Origin of the sequence: Bradyrhizobium sp. SMVTL-02 (genome assembly GCF_051853005.1) — a bacterium.
Lineage (GTDB): Bacteria > Pseudomonadota > Alphaproteobacteria > Rhizobiales > Xanthobacteraceae > Bradyrhizobium.
Genome location: NZ_CP182469.1, coordinates 3,531,747 through 3,549,034, shown reverse-complemented (window position 1 = coordinate 3,549,034; position 17,288 = coordinate 3,531,747). Strand labels below are relative to the sequence as shown.

Annotated in this window: 19 protein-coding genes; 3 read left to right on the top strand and 16 right to left on the bottom strand. The window is 65.1% G+C overall.

The genetic code is table 11. The features are described 5' to 3' along the window. Positions 1–14 precede the first annotated feature (14 nt). Positions 15–995: a tripartite tricarboxylate transporter substrate binding protein gene (locus ACNJYB_RS16495; RefSeq protein ID WP_439374902.1), complete on the top strand. Its 981-nt coding sequence runs from the start codon at positions 15–17 to the stop codon at positions 993–995. A gap of 114 nt (positions 996–1,109) precedes the next feature. Here ACNJYB_RS16495 and ACNJYB_RS16490 read toward each other — a convergent pair whose 3' ends face one another. Next, positions 1,110–2,255 carry a mechanosensitive ion channel family protein gene (locus tag ACNJYB_RS16490; RefSeq protein ID WP_439374901.1) on the bottom strand — a complete coding sequence of 382 codons (1,146 nt, stop codon included), beginning with the start codon at positions 2,253–2,255 and terminating at the stop codon, positions 1,110–1,112. A gap of 126 nt (positions 2,256–2,381) precedes the next feature. On the opposite strand from ACNJYB_RS16490, the gene ACNJYB_RS16485 reads away from it, so the two are divergent. Beyond that, positions 2,382–3,632 carry a DUF763 domain-containing protein gene (locus ACNJYB_RS16485; protein WP_439374900.1) on the top strand — a complete coding sequence of 417 codons (1,251 nt, stop codon included), beginning with the start codon at positions 2,382–2,384 and terminating at the stop codon, positions 3,630–3,632. 34 nt (positions 3,633–3,666) lie between these two features. Here the strand turns inward: ACNJYB_RS16485 and ACNJYB_RS16480 are convergent, their stop codons facing one another. The 7 genes from ACNJYB_RS16480 to ACNJYB_RS16450 all read right to left on the bottom strand — a co-directional run bounded on the left by ACNJYB_RS16480 (position 3,667) and on the right by ACNJYB_RS16450 (position 7,330). Continuing rightward, the gene (locus ACNJYB_RS16480) at positions 3,667–3,909 is read right to left on the bottom strand and encodes a hypothetical protein (protein ID WP_439374899.1); all 243 of its coding nucleotides are present in this window, start codon (positions 3,907–3,909) and stop codon (positions 3,667–3,669) included. Between the two features lie 34 nt (positions 3,910–3,943). Continuing rightward, complete coding sequence (locus ACNJYB_RS16475) at positions 3,944–4,207, bottom strand: hypothetical protein (protein ID WP_439374898.1); 264 nt, start codon at positions 4,205–4,207, stop codon at positions 3,944–3,946. A 16-nt stretch (positions 4,208–4,223) separates the two neighbouring features. Then, the gene (locus ACNJYB_RS16470) at positions 4,224–4,424 is read right to left on the bottom strand and encodes a hypothetical protein (RefSeq protein ID WP_439374897.1); all 201 of its coding nucleotides are present in this window, start codon (positions 4,422–4,424) and stop codon (positions 4,224–4,226) included. A 15-nt stretch (positions 4,425–4,439) separates the two neighbouring features. Beyond that, positions 4,440–4,625, bottom strand: a complete 186-nt coding sequence (locus ACNJYB_RS16465; protein ID WP_439375574.1) for a hypothetical protein — start codon at positions 4,623–4,625, stop codon at positions 4,440–4,442. A gap of 138 nt (positions 4,626–4,763) precedes the next feature. Continuing rightward, complete coding sequence (locus tag ACNJYB_RS16460) at positions 4,764–6,035, bottom strand: cytochrome P450 (RefSeq protein WP_439374896.1); 1,272 nt, start codon at positions 6,033–6,035, stop codon at positions 4,764–4,766. An 88-nt stretch (positions 6,036–6,123) separates the two neighbouring features. Beyond that, positions 6,124–6,450, bottom strand: a complete 327-nt coding sequence (locus ACNJYB_RS16455) for a hypothetical protein (protein ID WP_439374895.1) — start codon at positions 6,448–6,450, stop codon at positions 6,124–6,126. A 106-nt stretch (positions 6,451–6,556) separates the two neighbouring features. Beyond that, positions 6,557–7,330 carry a ferredoxin--NADP reductase gene (locus ACNJYB_RS16450; RefSeq protein ID WP_439374894.1) on the bottom strand — a complete coding sequence of 258 codons (774 nt, stop codon included), beginning with the start codon at positions 7,328–7,330 and terminating at the stop codon, positions 6,557–6,559. A 157-nt stretch (positions 7,331–7,487) separates the two neighbouring features. On the opposite strand from ACNJYB_RS16450, the gene ACNJYB_RS16445 reads away from it, so the two are divergent. Next, a complete protein-coding gene (locus ACNJYB_RS16445) occupies positions 7,488–8,684 on the top strand; it encodes an amidohydrolase family protein (protein WP_439374893.1) in 1,197 nt (398 codons plus the stop codon). A 146-nt stretch (positions 8,685–8,830) separates the two neighbouring features. Here ACNJYB_RS16445 and ACNJYB_RS16440 read toward each other — a convergent pair whose 3' ends face one another. The 8 genes from ACNJYB_RS16440 to ACNJYB_RS16405 form a co-directional block, all read right to left on the bottom strand. Next, positions 8,831–9,286 (bottom strand): MarR family winged helix-turn-helix transcriptional regulator, encoded by a 456-nt coding sequence (locus ACNJYB_RS16440; protein ID WP_439374892.1) that lies wholly within the window; start codon positions 9,284–9,286, stop codon positions 8,831–8,833. A gap of 25 nt (positions 9,287–9,311) precedes the next feature. After that, positions 9,312–10,016, bottom strand: coding sequence for an ABC transporter ATP-binding protein (locus ACNJYB_RS16435; protein ID WP_439374891.1), 705 nt, complete (start codon positions 10,014–10,016; stop codon positions 9,312–9,314). After that, a complete protein-coding gene (locus ACNJYB_RS16430; protein WP_439374890.1) occupies positions 10,013–10,804 on the bottom strand; it encodes an ABC transporter ATP-binding protein in 792 nt (263 codons plus the stop codon). Before ACNJYB_RS16430 ends, ACNJYB_RS16435 begins: the two co-directional genes overlap by 4 nt. After that, positions 10,801–12,690 carry an ABC transporter permease gene (locus ACNJYB_RS16425; protein WP_439374889.1) on the bottom strand — a complete coding sequence of 630 codons (1,890 nt, stop codon included), beginning with the start codon at positions 12,688–12,690 and terminating at the stop codon, positions 10,801–10,803. Before ACNJYB_RS16425 ends, ACNJYB_RS16430 begins: the two co-directional genes overlap by 4 nt. 199 nt (positions 12,691–12,889) lie before the next feature. Next, positions 12,890–14,092, bottom strand: a complete 1,203-nt coding sequence (locus ACNJYB_RS16420) for an ABC transporter substrate-binding protein (protein WP_439374888.1) — start codon at positions 14,090–14,092, stop codon at positions 12,890–12,892. Between the two features lie 79 nt (positions 14,093–14,171). Next, positions 14,172–14,756: an amino acid synthesis family protein gene (locus ACNJYB_RS16415; RefSeq protein ID WP_439374887.1), complete on the bottom strand. Its 585-nt coding sequence runs from the start codon at positions 14,754–14,756 to the stop codon at positions 14,172–14,174. A gap of 15 nt (positions 14,757–14,771) precedes the next feature. Further along, positions 14,772–15,668: a UPF0280 family protein gene (locus ACNJYB_RS16410; RefSeq protein ID WP_439374886.1), complete on the bottom strand. Its 897-nt coding sequence runs from the start codon at positions 15,666–15,668 to the stop codon at positions 14,772–14,774. Continuing rightward, positions 15,665–17,122, bottom strand: a complete 1,458-nt coding sequence (locus tag ACNJYB_RS16405; RefSeq protein WP_439374885.1) for a 6-hydroxynicotinate reductase — start codon at positions 17,120–17,122, stop codon at positions 15,665–15,667. The genes ACNJYB_RS16410 and ACNJYB_RS16405 overlap by 4 nt, the downstream gene beginning before the upstream one ends. Between the last annotated feature and the right edge of the window lie 166 nt (positions 17,123–17,288).

The window sequence follows — 17,288 nt, the reverse complement described above, 5'->3', positions numbered from 1 at the left end:
AAGGAGTGCTGGGAATGCTGGGTTTGAACACGACAATCGGTCGGCTCGCGGTCGGTGCAGGCATGCTGCTGGCGGCGAGCGCCGCGCAGGCTGTGGACACTTATCCGAGCAAGCCGGTCCACATCCTGGTGCCCTATGCGGCCGGCGGCGCGGTCGACCTGCTCGCGCGTACCCTCGGCCAGGCGCTGGCCAAGACCTGGGGCCAGCAGCCGGTGATCGACAATCGTCCCGGCGCCGGCGGCATCGTCGCCTCGCAAACGCTGGCGCAGGCTGCGCCTGACGGCTACACGCTGATCCTGGTCGCCAGCGGCCATCCGCTCAACCAGTTCATCTATCCGAGCGTGCCCTACGACACGTTCAGGGATTTCACCGCGATCACCGAAGTCGCCTGCTCCCCGCTCGCAATCGTCGTGGCCAAGGACAGCCCTTACAAGACGCTCGACGATCTCCTCGCCGCCGCCAAGAAGGATCCGGACAAGCTCTCCTATGGCATGTCCGGCAACGGCACTTCGGCGCATCTCGCCGGCGAGCTGCTCAAATACATGTCCGGCACCAAGATCGTCGCGATCCCCTACAAGGGCGGCGCGCCGGCGCTGACGGCCGTGATCGCGGGCGAGATCCCACTCAGCATCAATCCGCTCGCGGAAGCCATCGGTCAGCTCGAAGGCGGCCCGGTGCGCGCGCTCGCGGTGACCTCGGCCGAGCGTTCCAAGGCGCTGCCAGATGTTCCGACCATCGCCGAGGCCGGCGTGCCTGGCTACGACGTCTCGGTCTGGTGGGGCGTGCTGGGTCCGGCCAAGATGCCGCCGGAGATTGTCGCGAAGCTCGAGACCGACCTCAAGGCCGCGCTGCACGACCCAAACGTGCTGTCGACGCTCGCCAAGATCGGCGCAGCCCCCGTCGGCTCCTCCGCCAGGGATTTTGACGCCTACATGCGTGCCGAGGCAACCAAATGGGAGCCGGTGCTGAAGGCCGCCAACATCCGCGCGCAGTAGGGGTCTTCAGATAAAGACCTTGTCCGCACGCCTGCGCACATCGCCCTGCTCGCGGTGACAGCCGCAGTTGGCCTGGCGGCGCGACCGAGGCTCGTAAACGCAGCACCGCACCGGTCAATTGTGGGCGCTCGCCCGCATTTTCTCCGGTGCGATAGATTGCTGCAGGACTTCGATATCGTCGTCCCCTCCTTGCGGCATCAGGATCGCGCGTTCGCGCGGCAGCGCTTCCGGCATCTCGTCACGGATGAAGGCGATCAGCTTCTCTCGAATCTCGCAGCGCAGGTCCCAGGACTGCGGCGCATTCCGCGCGCTGACCAGCGCGCGCAGCTCGATGGTACGTGAATCCGCGTCGATCACCTGGAGATTGACGACGGCGCCGTCCCAGAGCTTGGACTCCTTCACCGCCTCCTCCAGCCAGCGCCGGATGCGCGGCACGTCGGCGCGATAGTCGACATGGAGCGCGATGACGCCGATCAGGGAGGCGGTGTCGCGGGTCCAGTTCTGGAACGGCTTTTCGATGAAGTAGGACAGCGGCACCACCATGCGGCGCCAGTCCCAGAGCCGGATCACCACATAGGTCGATGCGATGTCCTCGACCCAGCCCCACTCGTTCTCGATGATCACGGCATCCTCGATCCGGATCGGCTGGGTGATCGCGATCTGCAAGCCGGCGATCAGGTTGCTGAGCAGCGGCCGCGCGGCAAGACCGACGATGATACCGGCAGCGCCCGCGGAGGCGAACAGGCTGACGCCATATTGCCTCACCGAATCGAACGTCATCAGCGCTGTTGATATCGTGATGATGACGATGATGGTGTCGGTGACGCGCTTGAACACGCGCACCTGCGTGACGTGCTTGCGCGCGACGAAATTCTCGGTGACATCCCGAAAATTTTGCAAATAGCGCGCCGCGCTCATGTCCACGACGCGGATCGAGATCCAGCCGATCAACGCGATGAAGGCGACGACGAACAGGCGCGTGAGTGGCATACGAATGGTGTCGTCGAGCGGCGCGAGCGGCAGGACCAGGGCGACGGCGGCAAGACACAGCGCCAGCTGGGCCGGACCGGAGGTGCGCTCCATGAACACGCTCAGAAGCGGAAATCGGCTCCCGAAAGCGCGTTTCAGCAGCCAAACGGCAAATCGATAAAACGACAGGGCAAGCAGCATCGCCCCGGCGACCAGGCCGAGACCGATGAACCATGATGGTATCCACCCGAGCATCTTGTCGATGTCGGCCATGAGAGCCTGCCAATTCATTGCTGTCCCCGTCTTGAATTCGCGTCAGCGCTCAACGCCCCCCGGGCCGGCTTCGCTCCCCCGCCTCGTGCAACGCAGCATTCCGCTGGTGCAACTGTCGCCGACCTGCGCTAGTTTGTGGTTCGCATGACCAGACGAACCGGCAGCGCCGACCTTCCTCTCCACACCGGACGGGTTCCGCCGTGGCTCGCGAGCCGCATGGCAACGCTCGGCGCGATCGTGACCCAGGCGGTCGTTCATCATTATGGACGCGATGCATTCCTTCAGCGCCTCTCGCATCCGTTCTGGTTCCAGTCGTTCGGCGCGGTGATGGGGATGGATTGGCACTCCTCCGGGATCACCACGGCGGTGATCGGCGCGCTGAAGCGCGGGCTTGGCCCGCTCCAGGACGAGCTCGGCATCTATGTCTGCGGCGGCCGCGGCCAGCATTCGCGCAAGACGCCGGACGAGCTGTTGCAGCTCGGCGACCGCATCGGCTTCGATGGCTTAGAGCTGACTCGCGCCAGCCGTCTGGTGGCCAAGGTCGACAGCGCCGCGGTGCAGGACGGTTTCGATCTCTATCTCCACGGCTTCTTCGTCACCACTGAGGGCAAGTGGACCGTGGTGCAGCAGGGCATGAACGGCGACAAGCGCCAGGCCCGCCGCTATCATTGGCATTCCGAGGCGCTGAAGAGCTTTGTCGATGCGCCCCACAGCGCGATCGACGGCCCGCAGCAGGGCGAGATCGTCAATCTCACCGACCACCGCGCCGACGTCTCGCGCACCGCGCAGCTCGAGCTGCTCTCCGATCTCGGCCCCGATCGCATCGTCTCCGAATTCGAGCGGCTCACCGGAACGGCGCCCGAGCCCGCGCAGGCGATGCTGCCGCATCTGATCATGCCCGCGCATCACGACGTCAGGCCCAAGGACGTGTTCGCGCGGCGCCTGCACGGCACACTCGCCGCCGCCGCAGAGCGCGGTCCGGTCGACTTCCCGGAACTGCTGCTGACGCCCGGCGTCGGCGCGCGCACGGTACGCTCGCTGGCGATGGTGGCCGAAGTCGTGCACGGCGCGCCGTACCGCTTCACGGATCCCGCGCGCTTCTCGCTCGCCCATGGCGGCAAGGACCGGCATCCCTACCCCGTCCCGATCAAGGTCTATGACGAGACCATCCGCGTGCTGAAAGGTGCGATTCAGAACGCAAAGCTCGGGCGCGAGGAAGAGATGCAGGCGATCAGGCGCCTTGACGACCAGGCGCGGCGGCTGGAGCGGACCGCGAGTGGACCGCCGGTGGAGTCGTTCATCGCAGGCGAACGTGCGGCCTCGCCCGATCTCGACGGTCGCTCCGTGTTCGGCTGGGAGCGCGAGCTTGCGCCGACACAAAAGCGGACCGGCTGAACACCGGTCCGCAGTTGGTCGGGAGGCCCCCTTCTCAGCTCTCGTCGGTCCCCGGCCCTTCGTCGAGCCGGTTGGCCGCATGATCCTGATACTGTTCGGTCTGAATGGATTTGCTGTCCATGCCGCGAATGTCCGAATGCTGTTTCTTGTCGCGGTTGGACAGCACCATGTTGTCGCCGATCTTGTCCTTGGGTACCTCCGTCATGGCTCCGGTGCCGTCACCCTTGCCATGCATGCCGGACCTGAAATGCGTTTTGCTGCCATTCCCACCTGGCATTCGATCTCTCCTGTTGCGGTTATCTTGTGAAGCTTCAGTGCTTCTGCTGCGCCGGCGTCGGCTTCGGCGGCTTGTGGCCGCTCTGTCCGGGATTGTTGTGCTTGTTGTGGTCGCTCTCCTGATTGAGACCACCCCGGCTCACGGGAAATTCGCTCTGTCGCGCCTCCGCCCGCGCGTGGTGAGCGGCCGCGTCTACGGGATTACCTGCCAGCGCCTGATCCAGCTCTCGTGCGTCGGGGAGATCAGGCTTGCGCTCGAGAATGCGGACCTGCTGCTCGTGGGTCTTTTTGCCTTGCATGATGGGTCTCCGGTCTTCACCCGCCTCCGCCCTTGCCGGCCTTGTCGTGCGTGTGATGGGAGTCGTGCTCGCCTCCGCCACCCGAGACGCGGCTATGGCTTCGCTGTGGATCGTCGGCAGGAGGCTTCTTGATCTCCAGCGGCGCCTTTGCGTTCTCGTGCGATGCGCCCGGTCCGCCCTGCCGGATGCTGTTCGGTGTCTTGGTGGATGTCGACATGAAACGTCGTCCTTCTCAGCGGTCCTGCTGATAACCCTGATTGGTGGTGTTCTGCTTGATGTTGCCTTGCTGGCCCTGCTGGTCCGGGTTCTGCGCGCGGTGCTGGCCGTGCGGAGTCTGATCGGCCGACGTCTGCTTGCTATCGCCAGTTCCCTTCCGGCTCTGGTTCTCTGGTGGAACAGGTGGCATCTTGCTGGTCATGATCCCTCTCTCCTGCAAAGAAGAAAGCAGCGCCAAGGAACTCATCGCCGCTTCCGAGGTCTCGCTGACAACAGGAAGAACCGCAGACCGTTCCTGGCTGATCGCAACCGGCGACGATTTTCCGAAGAAGCGCAACCGTCAGTTCGCTGCGGCAAGCGAACGATCGAATCGTTCGTCATCTGACGCCGTAATTGGCGTTCCACCACCGACGGCGACGACAGGAAGCTTCGCGATCGCACGCAGGCCCGGGCGCCTGCGCCACCGAACCTGCGCGGGATCGATGGCAAGACCAAGGATGGGCCATCGTTCCAGCAGCGCCGCGAGCGCGCAGGCCGCTTCGATACGCGCGAGCTGATGGCCGAGGCAGAAATGAATTCCCGTCCCGAACGACATGTGGCGGTTCGGCTTGCGTGCAAGGTCGAGCCGTTCCGGCTGGTCGTGCACCGCCGGATCCATGTTCGCGGCGGCGAGCATGACCATCACACGGTCGCCCTTCTTCAGCCGCACGCCCGCAAGCTCGGTATCCCGCCGTACATAGCGCGGCTTGGAGAATTGCACCGGCGAGACGAAGCGCAGGAACTCCTCGACGGCGAGACCGATGCGGCCGGAGTCTTCCTCCAGCCAGTCGCGCAAGGCCGGATCCTTAAGAAGTTCATAGGCCGAACCGCTGATGAGATGCGTGGTGGTTTCCGAGCCCGCAGCGAGCAGCAGGAACACCATCGAAACCATCTCGTCCGGCGTGATCCGGCCACCTTCGCGCTCGACCTGGACCAGCTCGGCGATCAGTCCCTCACCGCCCTGCGCGCGCGCAATCTGCAACTGCTCTTCGAGATAGCGCCGCATCTTGCGGAACGCGAACAGCAATCGAAAGAAGCTGAGGGCATTCGTGAGAGACGACATTGAATTCGCCCAGGCGATGAACCTTGGGCGATCGGCGGCCGGCAGGCCTAGTAGCTCGCAGATGACCGCCAGCGGCAGCAGGCGGGCATACCGCTGCACGAGATCGGCGGGGCTGCCGCCGGCGAACAGTTCGGCCGCAAGCCCGTCCGCAATGGCGCGAATGCGCGGCTCCATCGCCACGATGGCACGGCGGCGAAACGCTTCATCGACGATGCTGCGCAGCCGCGTGTGATCCGGCTCGTCCATCGTCAGCATGTTGTTGGCGATGGTCTTCACATATTTTGGCATCCACCAGCGCGGACCCGCGACGTCGCCATCCTCCTTGCGCAGCGTGAAGGTGGTGCTGTCCTTCAGGACCTCTGCCGTGGCGTCATGCGTGGTGGTGATCCAGACCTCGCCGACCAGGGGAAAGCGCGTCGCGACCACCGGGCCGCATGCGCGCAACGTCGCAATCGCCTTGGGTGGATCGCGGAAGAAGGCCTCGCTGGTGAAATCGAGGCGCGGCGTCATGGGATCACCGTTGTGGTTGGCGCCTCAACCAGATGGTGTGCGCGCGGCGGCGTGCAAGAGCCGGAACCGGCGGAAGGACAAAGAGAGTTTATCCGCGTCCGGGCGAACGCTGGCCGGTCTTGCGTTGCTGCCGGTTGGTGTAGGAGTCCCAATGGCTCCAGCTGCCGTTGCTGAGGCTTTGCAGGTCGGTGCCAAGCGGTCGACGCGTGCGCTTGTCGTGATCGGCGATGGCGCGCTCGGACTGCGCGATCTTGCGCTTGAGTTCCGCGATTGTCTTCTGGGTCTGGCCGTTCCGCTTCGACGAGGCGATCTCGCCCATCGTGAAGCGTGCGGTTTCGAGCGCCTTCAACTCGGCACGGTTCTTCTTCAACTGAACCCGGTGCCAGGCGATGTTGCTGTCGCTGTCCGCAACCATGTGGGAACTCCGCTGATTCGGTCCCACATAGTATCGTGCGCCGAATCGGCGCCGCAACGGGCGCCACGCGGCGAAAATACGGTCTTATCTGGCCGGAATCCTGTGATCAGCGCTCGGCAAAGGCCTTTTCGACCACGAACTGGGCCGGCTCGCCGTGATTGCCCTCGATGAAGCCGCGCTCGCCGAGCAGCACGCGGGTATCCGCCACGAGCGCCGGGCTGCCGCAGATCATGACGCGGTCGTGGGCGGCTTCCAGCACCGGCAGGCCGATGTCGGTGAACAGCTTGCCTGACGTAATGAGGTCGGTGATGCGGCCGCGGTTACGGAAGGGATCGCGCGTCACGGTCGGGTAGTAGATCAGCTGGTCGCGGATGTACTCGCCGAGCAGTTCATCCTTCGGCAGATGCTCGGTGATCATCTCGCCATAGGCGAGCTCCTTGACGTGGCGGCAGCCGTGCAGCAGCACGACCTTCTCGAACCGCTCATAGGTCTCGGGGTCCTTGATCACGCTGAGAAACGGCGCGAGGCCGGTGCCCGTGCCGATGAGGTAGAGGTTGCGCCCCTCCTCCAGGTTGTCGATGACGAGCGTACCAGTGGCCTTACGGCTGACGATGATCTCGTCGCCTTCCTTCAGATGCTGGAGGCGCGAGGTCAGCGGACCGTCCGGCACCTTGATCGAGAAGAACTCCAGCGTGTCCTCATAATTGGCGCTGGCGACGCTGTAGGCCCGCAGCAGCGGCTTCTCGCCGACCTTGAGCCCGATCATGGTGAATTCGCCGTTGCGGAAGCGGAAGGTCGGGCTGCGGGTGGTCTTGAAGGAGAACAGCGTGTCGGTCCAGTGGTGGACGCTCAAAACGCTTTCCTGATTGAAATTGCTCATCTCACCCTTCCGTTTCGCTTCCGTGCGGTTCCGAGGCGGTCAGCTATGCGTCGTTTGTACACGATCATTCGTATGCAAATGAATAATCCGGCTTGATCCCGCGGTCAAGGCTGCCCAAGATCGGAAGCGTTGCAGTTACGAATAAGGAGCCCCTTCCATGGCGCATGACGCACCGCAGGCCACCGGACCCTCGAAGCTGGTGATCCGGAATATCGGCCTGATCCTGTCCGGCGCGCTGGAAAAGCCGATCCTGGACGGCGACACCATCGTCGCCGAGAACGGCAAGATCACCGCGATCGGCCGCTACAAGGACTGCAACACCGAAGGCGCCACCACGATCGTCGACGCTAACGGCACCACCGTGGCGCCGGGCCTGATCGACAGCCACGTCCACCCCGTCGCCGGTGACTGGACGCCGCGGCAGAACCAGATCAACTGGATCGACAGCTACCTGCATGGCGGCGTCACCACCATGATCTCGGCCGGCGAAGTGCACATGCCCGGCCGGCCCCGTGACATCGTCGGCCTCAAGGCGATGGCCGTGTTCGCCCAGCGCGCGTTCTGGACCTTGCGTCCCGGCGGCGTGAAGGTTCACGCCGGCGCGCCGGTGATCGAATGCGAGATGGTCGAGGAGGACTTCAAGGAGATGGCCTCCAACGGCGTCAAGCTGCTCGGCGAGGTCGGCCTCGGCGGCGTCAAGGACGGCCCCACCGCTCGGAAAATGGTCGGCTGGGCGCGCAAATACGGCATCCAGAGCACCATCCACACCGGCGGCCCCTCGATTCCCGGCTCGGGCCTGATCGACAAGGACGTGGTGCTGGAGGCCGACACCGACGTCGTCGGCCACATCAATGGCGGCCACACCGCGCTGCCCGACGACCAGATCCGCTGCATCTGCGAGGGCTGCAAGCGCGGCCTCGAGCTCGTGCATAACGGCAACGAGCGCTCCGCCCTGTTCACGTTGCGCACCGCGCGCGAGATGGGCGACCTGCACCGCGTCATCCTCGGCACCGATGCGCCTGCCGGCTCCGGCGTGCAGCCGCTCGGCATTCTGCGCATAGTCTCGATGCTGTCCTCGCTCGGCGACCTGCCGGCCGAACTCGCGTTCTGCCTTGCCACCGGCAACACCGCGCGGATGCGGCAGCTCGATTGCGGCCTCATTGAAGTCGGCCGCTCCGCGGATTTCGTCATCATGGACAAGGCCCAGCACTCGCCCGGCAAGAACATCCTGGAGAGCGTCCAGCTCGGCGACCTCCCCGGCATCGGCATGACCATCATCGACGGCATCGTGCGCACCCAGCGCAGCCGCAATACGCCCCCGGCCGGCAAGGTGCCGGAGGTGGTGACGAAGTAGTCACCGCACAAATGCCCGCCCCGCCATCCTGAGGTGCTCGCCTTGCAAAGCAAGGCCGGCCCGAAGGATGAACGACCGAGCTGCCACATCCGGGCCGTCGCCCTTCGAGGGGCGGCCACCTCAGGGTGACGGTGACAGAACGGAGATCACCTCAGCTTATTGAGCAGCGCCATCAGCGTCTCGCGCTCCTTGGCATCGAGCGGGGCCAGCGTCTCGCGGGTGATCGCCAGCGCATTGGGTGCGAGCTTCTCGGCGAGCTGCTGGCCGGCCCGGGTCAGGCTGACCAGCAGGCGGCGACCGTCCTCTGGATCCTGGCTGGTCTCGGTCAGGCCCCGCGCCGTCAGCCGGTCAATCACGCCCTTGATGGTGGCGACGTCCATCGCCGTCAGCCGGCCGAGCTGGTTCTGCGAGCACGGCCCGGTCTCGGCGAGTTTTGACAGCGCCGCCCATTGCGTCGGCGTCAGGTTGGTGCCTATGTCTCGGGAGAAGATCGAGCTGTGACGCTGCCAGACCTGGCGCAGGATGAAACCGACCTGCTCGTCGAGCACGTAAGGCGGCTTTGCCGGTTTGACGTTCTTCTTCGCCGCGACGCTTCTCGCCATCCCCCCGCTGCCCTTCCCCTTGCCTTCACAACGACAGATGCGCGTCGCGGATGTCCGGACGCGCGTCGAGCTCGGCCATGGTACCGCCGAAGCAGATGCGGCCGCGCTCGATGATGTAGGCGCGATCGGAGATCAACCGCGCGAAATGCAAGTTCTGCTCGGAGACGACGATGCTGACCCCCTCCTTCTTCATGGTCAGGATGGCATCGACCATCTGTTCCACGATCTTCGGCGACAGGCCCTCCGAGGGCTCGTCGAGCAGCACCAGCGACGGATTACCCATCAGCGTGCGCGCGATGGTCAGCATCTGCTGCTCGCCGCCACTCATGCGGCCGCCCGGGCGGTTCTTCATCTCGCCGAGATTGGGAAACAGCGTGAACAGTTTTTCGCGCGTCCAGTGCGGCGCGTTGGGCCGCTTCGGCTGCCGGCCGACTTCGAGGTTTTCTTCCACCGTCAGGTCGGTGAAGATGCGCCGCTCCTCCGGCACGTAGCCGAGGCCCTCGCGCACGATCTCGTGGGTCGGCTTGGCCGAGACGTCCTTGCCCTCGAACATGATGCGGCCGGAGCGCTGCGCGACAAGGCCGACGATCGAGCGGAACGTCGTCGACTTGCCGGCGCCGTTGCGTCCCAGCAGCGCCACCACCTCGCCCTCGCCGACCTCGAAGCCGATGTCGAACAGGATATGCGCCGGGCCGTAATGGCTGTTGAGGTCCTGCACCGTGAGCTTCATGCCGAGGTCCCCTCGCGATGGCGGGCATCGTAGACGAGGCCTTCGCCGAGATAGACCGCCTGCACCTGCGGATTGCCGCGCACTTCGGCTGGCGCCCCCTCGGCGATCAGCGTGCCGCGGTTGAGCACGATGATGCGGTCGGCATGCTCGAACACCACGTCCATGTCGTGCTCGGTGAAAAGCACGCCGATCGACTTCTCACGCGCGATCTGCGCGGTCAGCCGCATCAGGTCGACGCGCTCGCGCGGCGCCATGCCGGCGGTCGGCTCGTCCATCAGCAGCAGCTTTGGCTCATTGGCGAGCGCGACCGCGAGCTCGAGCCGCTTGAGGTCGCCATAGGCGAGTTCGCCGCAGGGACGATCGGCGTAGCCGCCCATGCCGACCAGCTCGAGCAGCCGCCCGGCCTCGCCGCGGTCGAAATTCGGCGCCGAGCCGAAGACATTATACAGCTGCTTCCCGTGCGAGATCAGCGCGACCTGGACGTTCTCACGCACGGTCATGGTGGCGAAGGTCGCGGTGATCTGGAAGGTACGCCCGACGCCCATCCGCCAGATCTCGCGCGGCTTCTTGCCCGTCGTCTCTTCGCCGAGCAGGCGGACATGCCCGCTGTCAGGCTTGTTCTGGCCGTTGAGCATGTCGAAGCAGGTGCTCTTGCCCGCGCCGTTCGGACCGATCAGCGCCAGGATCTCGCCGGCGCGCAGCGAGAACGACACGCCCCGCACGGCATGGATGCCGCCATAGGATTTGGTCAGGCCTTCGACCGCGAGAAGTGGGGGTGCAACGCTCATTCGGCGGACTCGATCGGCTTGGCAAGCAAGGGGGATCCCGGCGGCGATGACTTCCTGCGGCGCTGCGCCAGCATCTCCAGCATGCCGACGATGCCTTTGGGGAAGACGACGACGATCAGCACGATGAAGCCGCCGAGCACGAGTTTTGACAGATCAGTCTGGCTGACCAGCCAGATGTTCAACGCCTTGTAGACGATGGCGCCGATCACCGCGCCCGATACGGTCTCGACCCCGCCGAGCAGCACCATGACCAGCGCATCGACCGAGAGCGATATGCCGAGGTTGTCGGGGAAGACGCTGCCCTTGAGATAGGCGAAAAGCGCGCCGCCGATGCCGGCGGTGGTGCCCGCGATCACGAAAGCGGTCCACTGGATGCGCTTGGCGTCGATGCCGATGGCCTCGCTGCGCAGCGCCGAGTCGCGCGTGGCGCGGAGCGCATAGCCGAATGGCGAGAACACCATGACCCGCAGCGCGATCGTGAAGAGCGCGGCGACGCCAAGAGCCAGCCAGTAGAAATGCGACGGGCTCGCGGCCCATTTTTCGGGCCACACGCCGAGAATGCCGTTGTCGCCGCCCGTGACGCTCACCCATTGGAACGCGATCGACCAGACGATCTGCGCGAAGGCCAGCGTCAGCATCGCGAAATAGACGCCGGAGAGCTGCACGGCGAAGAAGCCGAACACCGCGGCGCCCATGCAGCCGAGCAGCGGCCCGAGAAGCAGGCACACGATCATCGGCAGCCCCGCCATCTTGGCGAGGAAGGCGATGCCGTAGGCGCCGAGGCCGAAATAGGCGGCGTGGCCGAACGAGGCGAGCCCGCCGACCGACATCAGGAAATGCAAGGAGACGGCGAAGATCACGAAGATCGCGATCTCCGAACCGACGGTGAGCGCGTAGTTGCCGGCGAACAGCGGCAGCGTCGCCGCGATGACGAGCGCCGCGAGCGAGGCCAGCCGCTCGTTCGACGTCAGCGGACGCCAGGGATTGACGGTCAGACCCGGCGTCTTGCGCGCCGCCGCCTCCGGCTTGCCGAACAGGCCCCAGGGCCGCACGATCAGCACCACCGCCATCACCAGGAAGACCAGGATGATGGAGATCTTCGGGAAGATCAGGATGCCGAAGGCGTTGAGCTCGGAGACCAGAACCGCGGCGACGAAGGCGCCGACGATGCTGCCGAGGCCGCCGATCACGACCACGACGAACACCTCGACGATGATGCGCAGGTCCATGGCGTGATGCACGGCATCGCGCGGAATCTGGAGCGCGCCGCCGAGGGCGGCGAGGAAGACGCCGACCGCGAACACCGATGTGAACAGCCATTTCTGATTGACGCCGAGCGCTGCGACCATGCCGCGGTCCTGCGTCGCCGCGCGCACCAGCACGCCCCAGCGCGTGCGCTGGAACAGCAGCCAGAGAATGCCGAGCACGACCGGGCCGAGCACGATCAGGAACAGGTCATAGCTCGGGATGTTCTGGCCGAAGAAATCGATGGCGCCCTTGAAGCCTGGCGCGCGGCGGCCGACGAGATCGTCGGGTCCCCAGATCAGCACGACGAGATCCTCGACCATCAAGGTGAGGCCGAAGGTCGCGAGCAGCTGGAATAGTTCGGGCGCATGATAGATGCGGCGCAGCAGCACCATCTCGACCAGCACGCCGATCAAGGCCACCGCCAGCGCGGCCAGCACGATGCTGCACCAGAACCCGAACGCGCCGGAGAGGCGCTCCGTCAGTGTGAAGGCGATGTAGGCGCCGATCATGTAGAAGGCGCCGTGCGCGAAATTCACGATCCGCGTCACGCCGAAGATGATCGACAGGCCCGACGCCACCAGGAACAGCGACGCTGCGCTGGCGAGACCGGTGAGAAACTGTACGATGTAAAAGGCCATCTTCGGTCCGGGTTAGGTTTGCATGCCGCGGCATGCGAGGCTTGGTTCACCTCCCCCGCTTGCAGGGAGAGGTCGAGTTTGCGCAACGCGCAAATTCGGGTGAGGGGGAGTCTCCGCAGGGCTCACTGTCACCTCCCTCGCGGAGGCTCCCCCTCACCCCGCCCCTCTCCCCGCAAGCGGGGCGAGGGAGAGGAAGACATCAATCCTTCGGCCGCAGCTTCTCGATTTCGGCGTCGCTGGGCAGATAGTCCGCGCCCTTCTTGTAGGACGAGTCCACCATCACGCCCTTGCCGTCCTTCAGCGCGGTCTTGCCGACATAGGCGCCGAGCGTCGACTGGTGATCGATCTTGCGGAAAGTGATCTCGCCGAAGGGCGAGCCCATCGAAAGACCTTCAGCCGCGGCAATCAGCTTCTCCGGATCGGTCGAGCCGGCTTTCGCGAGAATGGCGGCCGCCGACTTGATGGTCTGGTAGCCGACGATCGAGCCGAGGCGCGGATAGTCGTTGTACTTGGCCTGGTACGCCTTGAGGAACGCATCATGCTCGGGGGTCTTGATCGAGTACCAGGGATAGCCGGTCACGATCCAGCCCTCGGGCGTCTCGTCCTTGAGCGGATCGAGATATTCGGGCTCTCCGGTCAGGAAGGAGACGACCTCGCGCCCCTTGAACAGGCCGCGGGTGTTGCCTTCGCGCACGAGCTTGACGAGGTCGGCGCCGAAGGTGACGTTGAGGATCGCCTCGGGATTGGCCGCGGCAACCGCCTGCACCACCGGACCCGCATCGATCTTGCCCTGCGGCGGCCACTGCTCGTCGACCCACTGGATGTCCGGGCGCTTCTCCGACATCAGCTTCTTGAACACCGCAACCGCCGACTGGCCGTACTCGTAGTTCGGCGCGATCGTCGCCCAGCGTTTTGCGGGCAGCTTGGCCGCCGCCTCCACCAGCATCGCGGCCTGCATGTAGTTGGAGGGGCGCAGGCGGAACGTGTACTTGTTGCCCTTGGACCAGGTCACCGCATCCGTCAGCGGCTCGGCCGCGAGGAAGAACACCTTCTTCTGGTTGGCGAAATCGCTGACCGCGAGGCCGATGTTCGACAGGAACGTGCCGGTCAGCATTGCAACGCCTTCGCTGGAGACGAGCTCGTTGGCTGCGGTCTGCGCATCAGCCGGCTTGCCGCCGTCGTCCTTGGAGACGACGACGAGCTTCTTGCCGTTGATGCCGCCGGCCGCGTTGATCTCTTCCACCGCGAGCTGCCAGCCCTTGCGATAGGGCTCGGTGAATGCCGGCAGCAGCGAGTAGCTGTTGATCTCGCCGATCTTGATGTCCTGCGCCACGGCCGAATGGGCCATACCGCCGGCCAGAAGCGCCAAGGCCGCGCCGACGAAGTAATTTCTTGCTCGCATCCCAACCTCCAATTTTGAACTCGCTTTCCTGAGCATGATCTTATCGGAAGACCGGCTTCCACTTTTCCGGATCATGCCCCTATCTCAGGCCGTCTTCGCCCTTGACTTCCGCAACCGTCAGCCCGCCCACGCGCGGCAGCGGACGGCCGCTGTCGGTCACGGCGACCGCGACCATGATCTCGTTGGCGCGCGGCGCATCGTTGATCTGCACCTCCATGCCGTCGAAATGGCTGCGCACGAAGGCGGCGTCCTTGTGCCCGAGCGGAATATCGAGCGTCGTGCCTGGCCCGCTGCGCTTCTTCGACGAGGGGATCAGTGCAGCGCCCTTGCCCAGAACCTTGCGCACCGGCGCGCCCATCTTGGGGTGAAGGATGGCGGCGGCATGCTCGAGCTCGCCGTTCTCGCCGACCGCTGCGGCCTTGCCATAGCTTTGTGCTTTCGCGCCCTCGATGCCGAGCGCCGCCACCGCGCGTTTGGACAGGAGTTCGCCGAGCTCCTCGCCGATCGCAATCAGCGGCGAGAGATCTTCAACGTATCTTCCGGCAAAGGGATTTTCGATCACGGCGATCGCGGCGGCGCGCCGCGTCGGCGGCGAGACCTGGCGGCCCATCTCCATCTGCGTCTCTTCGACGACGGTGACGATCTTGCGGATGATCGCGCTCATGTTTCGCTTCCCTGTTCAACCATCGACCGCGTTCTCCAGCACGAGCGGTCGCGGTCGTTGCTCTTCTATATCCTTGGTTCCGATCACAAGCATATCACCACAAAGCCTGAGCACAGCCCCCTCGATCAGTCCGCGATCGAACAATCGCCGTGCACATTCCGCGCCAGATTCCAGCGCGGCTGCGATCTCATTGTGAGACAATTCGCCGACATGGCGGGTGACGAGACGCGCGCCGAGATCGCTGTCGGGCTGAAGCTCGCTCGCGGGCTTGCGGATGATGGCGGGATGTCCGGGCAGATCGACGGCATTGGCGATGACAGTGGCGGCCGCATCGGCCTGCGACGCTTTCACCGCAAGCACCGTCACAGCGTCGGCAATGCCGAGCGAAAAGCTGCGGCCATGCCGTCCACTGGTCGCGATCCCGCGCACCGGATCATCCGCGTCGACCCTCACCCTCCGCATCACGCCGCCACGATCCGGCCGGTCCATCAGGCCCACCGAAAAATGCTCGCCCTTGCCGAGATGCAGCGCGATATCGCCGCCATTGTTGACATAGGCCTGGTCGAACTCCGCGGCGCCAAGCATTGCGCCCAGAATCTCCTCCGCCACGCTACCGGCTACGGCAGCCATCGGCGTAACGAAGCAACCGGAGGCATAGGGCGCGACAGCGGCGTGCATGCGGCGCGCGACAACGCCCTTCAGCGAGGTCTTCTCCTCGGCCGCCGCGCGCAGTCCCGGTAGTTCCGCACAGAGCTCGTCGAGCAGCCCCGTGAAACGCTGCGCCGCAGCCTCATAGGCCGCACGCACGGCGTCCGCGCGCCCCCTCGCCTCGACGATCAGATCAATCGGCCCATCCTGCAAATGCAGCCGCCGACCATCAGCCAGCAATGCGATTTGCGGGAGCCTTGTCATGCCCGAGGTCCCGGGATCGGGTTCTGCCAGGGCAGCTGACGGACATCGTCGCCGTTCTGCACCTCGGAGAGCGGCTTGACGTAGTCCATGTGTCCGCCCAGCGCGGCATAGTCCGTCAGCTTCATCGTGAACTCGATCGGCGCAACCAGCGCGGGCGTGGGTACATAGCCGAACGCGCCAGCCGGCATCTGCGTCACGTCGACCATGTAGGTGATGCCGCCACCCGGCCAGACATAGACCGGCGCACCGCCGCTGGTGACGCGCGTCAGCGCGTCCTTCACCGAACGCGTCAGCCGCACCGGATTGTCCGTGACGCCGGCACGCAGCGAGCCTCCGGCTCCGGCCATGAACAGCACGGTGCACAGCGCCGGCTCGCAATTCTCCTTGATGCGCTCGACGGAGAATTTGAGGTCGGCAGGCATCTCGGTCTCGACCGGATTCAAGGCCTCGTCGAGCACGTAATAGGACGAATGCTCGCCGGTCGTGGACACCATCAGCATGGTCAACCCCGCCTTCGCCTCCTTCTTGTCGAAGGGCCCCAGGATCGAGAGCGGATCGGAAATGTTGGTGCCGCCCCAGCCCGTGCCGGGATCCGCCACCTGGAAGTAGCGGCCGGGTGTCGAGCGGCGGCCCTTCATCTTGATGCCGGTATCGGCGATGTCGAGCAGTTTTCCTGCCTGATGCTCCGAAAGCACGCCGGTGATGTGGTCGTCGACCACGACGACCTCATCCACCTTGCCGTGCCATTGCTTGGCGAACATGCCGATCGTCGCCGAGCCGCAGCCGACGCGCATGCGCTCTTCTTTCACGCCGTTGACGATCGGCGGCTGGCCGGCCTGCACCATTACGGTCGCGCCGCCGTCGATGGTCAGCTCCACCGCCTTGCAATTGGCGAGATCCATCAGCGTGTCGCAGGTGACACGGCCCTCCTTCTTGGAGCCGCCGGTCAGATGATGCACGCCGCCGAGCGACAGCATCTGCGAGCCGTATTCGCTGGTGGTGACATGGCCGACCGCCTCGCCCTGCGCGCGCACGGTCGCGGTCTCGGGTCCGAGATAGCGGTCGGTGTCGATCTTCACCTTGATGCCGCAATAGGAGAAGATGCCCTCGGTGACCACGGTCACCATGTCGACGCCGTCGACCTCCGCGGAGACGATGAACGGCGCCGGCTTGTAGTCGGGATAGGTGGTGCCCGCGCCGATCGCGGTGACGAAGGTCGAGGGCTCATGGACGATCTTGCCGTCCCAGTCTTCCGTGCGGCTGAACGGAACGAGCTTGCCGCCATGCGAGACGGTGCGCTCCAGGATCACATGAGGATCGACGCGAACCAGCTTGCCCTGGTGGTTGGCATAGCGGTCGCAGGCGCCCGCCGCGCCCGGCTTGATGTAGCACATCACCGGACAGGCATCGCAGCGGATCTTGTCGGTGGCAGCGCTCGTTGTTTCCATCACCATGTCGAAAAGCCAGCGGAGACGTCGTTATCATTCGTATACGAACGATGTTGCGCGCGGTGCCCCGGGGCTGTCAAGCGGCGGTGCAGCGCAAAAGATGCCGCTGCCGCATAAAACCTCATTTGCCTATCGGCTCTGTCCACAAAGAAGGCATTCGCGCTGCAGTGCG

Coding starts and splice junctions, on each gene's coding strand:
- ACNJYB_RS16495 (WP_439374902.1), top strand. CDS start 15: ATGCTGGGTTTGAACACGACAATCGGTCGGCTCGCGGTCGGTGCAGGC.
- ACNJYB_RS16490 (WP_439374901.1), bottom strand. CDS start 2,255: ATGAATTGGCAGGCTCTCATGGCCGACATCGACAAGATGCTCGGGTGG.
- ACNJYB_RS16485 (WP_439374900.1), top strand. CDS start 2,382: ATGACCAGACGAACCGGCAGCGCCGACCTTCCTCTCCACACCGGACGG.
- ACNJYB_RS16480 (WP_439374899.1), bottom strand. CDS start 3,909: ATGCCAGGTGGGAATGGCAGCAAAACGCATTTCAGGTCCGGCATGCAT.
- ACNJYB_RS16475 (WP_439374898.1), bottom strand. CDS start 4,207: ATGCAAGGCAAAAAGACCCACGAGCAGCAGGTCCGCATTCTCGAGCGC.
- ACNJYB_RS16470 (WP_439374897.1), bottom strand. CDS start 4,424: ATGTCGACATCCACCAAGACACCGAACAGCATCCGGCAGGGCGGACCG.
- ACNJYB_RS16465 (WP_439375574.1), bottom strand. CDS start 4,625: ATGACCAGCAAGATGCCACCTGTTCCACCAGAGAACCAGAGCCGGAAG.
- ACNJYB_RS16460 (WP_439374896.1), bottom strand. CDS start 6,035: ATGACGCCGCGCCTCGATTTCACCAGCGAGGCCTTCTTCCGCGATCCA.
- ACNJYB_RS16455 (WP_439374895.1), bottom strand. CDS start 6,450: ATGGTTGCGGACAGCGACAGCAACATCGCCTGGCACCGGGTTCAGTTG.
- ACNJYB_RS16450 (WP_439374894.1), bottom strand. CDS start 7,330: ATGAGCAATTTCAATCAGGAAAGCGTTTTGAGCGTCCACCACTGGACC.
- ACNJYB_RS16445 (WP_439374893.1), top strand. CDS start 7,488: ATGGCGCATGACGCACCGCAGGCCACCGGACCCTCGAAGCTGGTGATC.
- ACNJYB_RS16440 (WP_439374892.1), bottom strand. CDS start 9,286: ATGGCGAGAAGCGTCGCGGCGAAGAAGAACGTCAAACCGGCAAAGCCG.
- ACNJYB_RS16435 (WP_439374891.1), bottom strand. CDS start 10,016: ATGAAGCTCACGGTGCAGGACCTCAACAGCCATTACGGCCCGGCGCAT.
- ACNJYB_RS16430 (WP_439374890.1), bottom strand. CDS start 10,804: ATGAGCGTTGCACCCCCACTTCTCGCGGTCGAAGGCCTGACCAAATCC.
- ACNJYB_RS16425 (WP_439374889.1), bottom strand. CDS start 12,690: ATGGCCTTTTACATCGTACAGTTTCTCACCGGTCTCGCCAGCGCAGCG.
- ACNJYB_RS16420 (WP_439374888.1), bottom strand. CDS start 14,092: ATGCGAGCAAGAAATTACTTCGTCGGCGCGGCCTTGGCGCTTCTGGCC.
- ACNJYB_RS16415 (WP_439374887.1), bottom strand. CDS start 14,756: ATGAGCGCGATCATCCGCAAGATCGTCACCGTCGTCGAAGAGACGCAG.
- ACNJYB_RS16410 (WP_439374886.1), bottom strand. CDS start 15,668: ATGACAAGGCTCCCGCAAATCGCATTGCTGGCTGATGGTCGGCGGCTG.
- ACNJYB_RS16405 (WP_439374885.1), bottom strand. CDS start 17,122: ATGGTGATGGAAACAACGAGCGCTGCCACCGACAAGATCCGCTGCGAT.